6 protein-coding genes are annotated in these 3,773 nt (G+C 55.7%); 3 read left to right on the top strand and 3 right to left on the bottom strand.

Annotation, left to right across the window (positions count from 1 at the left end):
- Positions 1-41 precede the first annotated feature (41 nt).
- From HQL56_18805 to HQL56_18815, 3 genes are all read right to left on the bottom strand, one after another.
- The gene (locus HQL56_18805; GenBank protein ID MBF0311567.1) at positions 42-380 is read right to left on the bottom strand and encodes a DUF429 domain-containing protein; all 339 of its coding nucleotides are present in this window, start codon (positions 378-380) and stop codon (positions 42-44) included.
- 315 nt (positions 381-695) lie between these two features.
- Positions 696-965, bottom strand: coding sequence for a DUF2442 domain-containing protein (locus HQL56_18810; GenBank protein ID MBF0311568.1), 270 nt, complete (start codon positions 963-965; stop codon positions 696-698).
- Between the two features lie 10 nt (positions 966-975).
- A complete protein-coding gene (locus tag HQL56_18815; protein ID MBF0311569.1) occupies positions 976-1,203 on the bottom strand; it encodes a DUF4160 domain-containing protein in 228 nt (75 codons plus the stop codon).
- Between the two features lie 71 nt (positions 1,204-1,274).
- Between HQL56_18815 and HQL56_18820 the strand changes: the two genes are divergently transcribed.
- The 3 genes from HQL56_18820 to HQL56_18830 form a co-directional block, all read left to right on the top strand.
- Complete coding sequence (locus HQL56_18820) at positions 1,275-1,640, top strand: hypothetical protein (protein ID MBF0311570.1); 366 nt, start codon at positions 1,275-1,277, stop codon at positions 1,638-1,640.
- A gap of 15 nt (positions 1,641-1,655) precedes the next feature.
- On the top strand, positions 1,656-2,579 hold the full coding sequence (locus HQL56_18825; GenBank protein MBF0311571.1) for a hypothetical protein: 924 nt from the start codon (positions 1,656-1,658) through the stop codon (positions 2,577-2,579).
- Between the two features lie 19 nt (positions 2,580-2,598).
- A partial coding sequence (locus tag HQL56_18830) for a hypothetical protein (GenBank protein ID MBF0311572.1) occupies positions 2,599-3,773 on the top strand: 1,175 nt, incomplete at its 3' end.

The raw sequence follows: 3,773 nt of genomic DNA on the forward strand, positions 1-3,773 counted from the left end.
CATGTGAACGGAGACATTGAGGATGTGGTATCGCTCTTTGGTTAACACTCCCTTTGCTTATTACTGCTTATTCTGTTTAACTGTAATGCCTCTCCATAATTTTCAGCCTCCAATGCGCTCCGAACAGGCGAAGAAAAAACGGATGAATGTCTCCTTTTAAGAATCTTTCGACCGATACTTTCACAATCCCTGCCTCCTTTTATTGCCTGACTGAGCAAACCTATAGGCATGTCAACGGCAGTAATTGCTGGCTGCGGAAAAATCTCAAAGACATCACAGAACTTGCTGAAAAACTTGATGACCGGCTGGAATCCTGGTCCCTCCCAACAGGCACCAACCCATCCATCTCTGGTTCCATCGACACCTAGAACGCTCGGCATGATCGGTCTCCAATTCATGATCCGTTCAGTGGGAAGGTTGCAAAGCTCGGTTTTCTTCCCCGGTGACCTCCATCCCCGGCCCCCGTCAGCAGATCCGGCAGTTCGTGGATGCGTTGCGGGAGCTGGAACGGGGGATGGCGTGAGAAGAAACCAGACCCGCTTCGACAGCAAGACAAGCCAATTTAACGACGTGGGGAATCGTTTTTTCCCCATTGCTGTAATAGACGACAGTTCGTCGGCTGAGACCAAGGGCGTCCGCCGTTCCCGAGAGGGACAGACCGAGGCGCGTTCTCCACGCCACGAATTCCTCGGCGTTCATCCAGCGGCTTTCATGTTTTGCTGACGGATCTGTTCATGGAGAGTGTCGGCGCCATATCCCAGGTCGCCGCGCCAACCCACTGCGCAACCCCAATCGATCACTTCAACCTCGGAAAACAGGTCAGGATTTTCCAGGTGACGCAACGGAGCCGATCTCTGGATGATCGGCGTCATATCAACGGCATCTTCCACGCCATCTCGCCATTTCACGACGAGGGTGAGCGTACCGGGAATGGCGTGTACGGATTCAATGCGGTGGGCCTGCATGGCAGTCTCCTTATCCGTTCATTTCGATCCAGGCCAAGGCGATTTCTTCGCGATGCCTTTTGGCCCATTCGATAGCGGCTTTGACGTGAGCATGGGCTTCATCTCCCCCAATAACGACCATGTCCCTGATGCGAACGATGGCATCCGCTTCCGGAGACGCCACATGGAAATGGGGCGGGTTATGGTCGTCGGCATAGACGCTGATTTTGATTTTTCCGATCTGGGTGATCGTCGTCATCCGCTCGAATCTCCTTCCTGAAAACAGTGTAGTGCAACGTTTGCACTACCTCAAGAAGAGAACATGCCCTTATGAAACGCCTCGGCGACCTGATCCTCCCCGACTCCCTGCAATGGTCCGACCGCTGGGAATGGTCCCCCGTCTCCCAGGAAACTGCCCGTACCCTGGGCGGGACCGTGGTGACGTGGTCCCAGGCCCTGTCCGGCGGCCAGCCGATCACCCTGGAGGCCGAGGATGGCGTGACCTGGCTCTCCCAGGAGACCGTGGACGCCCTCCGCGCCATGGCCGCCCAGGCCGGAGCCGTTTTTCAACTGGAGTGGGACGGCGAAACCCACACCGTCCTGTTCCGTCATCACGATCCCCCGGCGGTCAGTTTCAAACCCATCTGGCCACACCACAATCTTTTCACCGGCACCATCAAACTGATGACCTGCTGATCAGGAGAACGCCCCATGCCCATCGACGCCACGCACCTCAAGTTCTACCGTTCCCAGACCGTCTCCGACACCGCCGCCAACGGCGGACGCCTCTCCACCGTGGAGATCGCCAGCGGCGTGAAGAACAACCTCTGGCCCGACGTGCCCCAGAGCGTACGCACGGCGGGTTCCACCAAGTACCGCAAGTTGTTCCTCAAGGTGGCCCATCCGGACGGGCTGGCCCTTATCGACACCCTGCTGTTCGTGGAGACGCCCACCCCCGGCGGTGATCGGGTGGTGATTTTTCCGGCGACCCAGACCGACACCCAGAATGATCTCACCGGCAGCGAGCGGGTCTACGGCGGCGGCTGGCTGGACGCCAACGCCGCCCTGGGGACCACCTCCATCAGCGTCAATGTCGAAAGCGCCTCCGACGCCGTCTTCCGCAACGGCGACCTGATCCGCATCTCGGACAAGACCACGGTGGACGACCCCGCCGGGGCGGCGGAATTCGTCCGGCTGGCCCCCGCCGGGGCGGTGGTGTGGAACGGTGCCAAAGCCACCCTGACCTTCGCCTCCGGCCAGTCCCTGGCCAACGCCTACCTCGCCGCCAACACCCGGGTCGCCTCGGTGATCGAGGCCGGAACCGTCCGCGCCAGCGCCGACACTTGGGGAATCTCCTCGGCCAACGGCAGCTACAACGGCTGGAACGGCTCCGGCAATCCCCCGTCCATCCTGGTGGTAGACGCCATCGGCGGCATCGAGCAGACCTGGACCGTGACCTTCACCGCCGCCGGAACCTTCACCTGCGTCGGCGATACCCTGGGCTCCGTGGGCAGCGGGAGCACCGCCAGCGATTTTGCCCCCAACCACGCCGCCTTCGGACGCCCGTACTTCACCTTGTCTGTTTCCAAAATGGAGGCAACATGCTACCTTAAAAAATGGAAAGCAATACACTAAATCATGTGGAGTTCAATCAATGGCAGAAGCTGCCCGTAAACTTCCTGTGCCCGAAGGTGGTTCATGCACAACGGACTCACGGGCTGTTGTGCAAGGATTATCGGCAAAAGAACTTGTGTTTGCTTTGGTTGGTCCCATTGGGTCTGGCGCAAGCAAAATCGCGGGGATTTTGAGTGAGACATTAAAAAATGCCGGATACGACTCAGAGATATTCAAAGCCAGAGACATTATTGAGGAATGGTCAAAGCTCGACGCGCTTGCGAAATCCGACAGTCCCAACAATACGACGCATCTGCAAAATGAAGGCGACAGGATGCGTGAGAAAGATCATGCAGCAATTGCCTTGGGATTTATTGAGAAAATTCGTAATTTTCGCGGGGAAAAACAGGGAAGAAGCGTCAGTCAAGGAGAGCCCATCGATCCTGACGACACGAAACGCGCCTATATTCTTGATTCCTTGCGCCATCCTGCCGAAGTTATATTGCTGCGTAGCGTCTATCAAGATGCGTTCTGCCTTGTCGGTGTTGTATGTGACAATCACGACATTAGGAAGAACCGTCTAAATAGTAAGAATGATGGAAAAATAAGCCCACGTGATATCGAACAAATGATGGGACGCGACGAAAAGGCCGAAGAAAAACACGGGCAACATGTTGCAGACACATTTCATTTGGCTGACTTCTTTATTGATAACACCCCGGACGAATTTAATGTGCAAAACGACAAGAGCACCAAGACACCCAATCAAAAGTGGACTGTCAAGGAAAAGATAGGGCGTCTTGTTGACATCCTTACCCACACCAAAATTGTTCGTCCTTACCCGAATGAATCCGCCATGTTCCATGCCGATGGAGCGCGAATGCGAAGCGCCTGTCTGTCACGTCAAGTTGGCGCGGCCCTCACGGATAGGCATGGAAATGTCATTGCCACTGGGACGAACGAGGTGCCACGTGCTGGCGGGGGAACTTATGGAAGCTGCCTGGAGGACCGACATAACGAACCTGGTCAAGATCACCGATGTTTCTTCCATGGGAATCAATGCCGCAACACTGAAGAACAGAATGCTATTATACGTGAACTGCTTGGCGTTGTTCAAAATACAGAAACAGCTTCTGTTGATGAAGCCCTTGTTCAAAAAATGGGAGTGTTAACCAAAGAGCGATACCACATCCTCAATGTCTCCGTTCACATGGA

The sequence above is a fragment of the Magnetococcales bacterium genome (assembly GCA_015231925.1).
Lineage (GTDB): Bacteria > Pseudomonadota > Magnetococcia > Magnetococcales > JADGAQ01 > JADGAQ01.

Bases quoted from the DNA above. Each gene is read 5' to 3' on its own strand.
- HQL56_18820 (MBF0311570.1), top strand. From the start codon at position 1,275: ATGAAACGCCTCGGCGACCTGATCCTCCCCGACTCCCTGCAATGGTCC.
- HQL56_18805 (MBF0311567.1), bottom strand. From the start codon at position 380: ATGCCGAGCGTTCTAGGTGTCGATGGAACCAGAGATGGATGGGTTGGT.
- HQL56_18810 (MBF0311568.1), bottom strand. From the start codon at position 965: ATGCAGGCCCACCGCATTGAATCCGTACACGCCATTCCCGGTACGCTC.
- HQL56_18815 (MBF0311569.1), bottom strand. From the start codon at position 1,203: ATGACGACGATCACCCAGATCGGAAAAATCAAAATCAGCGTCTATGCC.
- HQL56_18825 (MBF0311571.1), top strand. From the start codon at position 1,656: ATGCCCATCGACGCCACGCACCTCAAGTTCTACCGTTCCCAGACCGTC.